The sequence below is a fragment of the Wolbachia endosymbiont of Tuta absoluta genome (genome assembly GCF_059414725.1).
In genome coordinates this window covers 1-485 of sequence record NZ_JBNRJY010000416.1, presented here as the reverse complement: position 1 = coordinate 485, position 485 = coordinate 1, and the positions used below count along the sequence as shown (strand labels likewise).

Genomic DNA, 485 nt, shown 5'->3' with positions numbered 1-485 from the left:
GTCTTGTTTAGCGGAGCTGTTGTACCCACACGGGAGCAACTCCGATTTCAGTTTTTCACCAATGGCGACAACAATTTCTGGGACAAACATACAGAAAGGGAAGCTCGACAACATATTATGAATGATCGATCCCCACGCTTTCGTGCATCAGCGTCAATACCAGCTTAGTGAGCTGCCTTCGCAATCGGAGTTCTAAGACATATCTATGCATTTCACCGCTACTTGTCTTATTCCGCCCACTTCAAATGGATTCAAGCCCATCAGTATCAAAGGCACTGCGATGGTTGAGCCACCGTATTTCACCCCTGACTTAATAGGCCGCCTACGCACCCTTTAAACCCAATAAATCCGGATAACGCTCGGATCCTCCGTATTACCGCGGCTGCTGGCACGGAGTTAGCCGATCGATCATTGCGTTTTTGACAACTTTGAAGAACGCCTCTACGGTCTCTTGAACATCTACCTTCTCTAAGCCAGTTTTGTTA

The 485-nt window shown here is 47.4% G+C and carries 1 rRNA gene; it reads right to left on the bottom strand.

Going from position 1 to position 485, the window contains the following annotated elements:
- Positions 1-485 (bottom strand): 16S ribosomal RNA (locus tag ACJ5GX_RS04500); the annotation flags it as partial.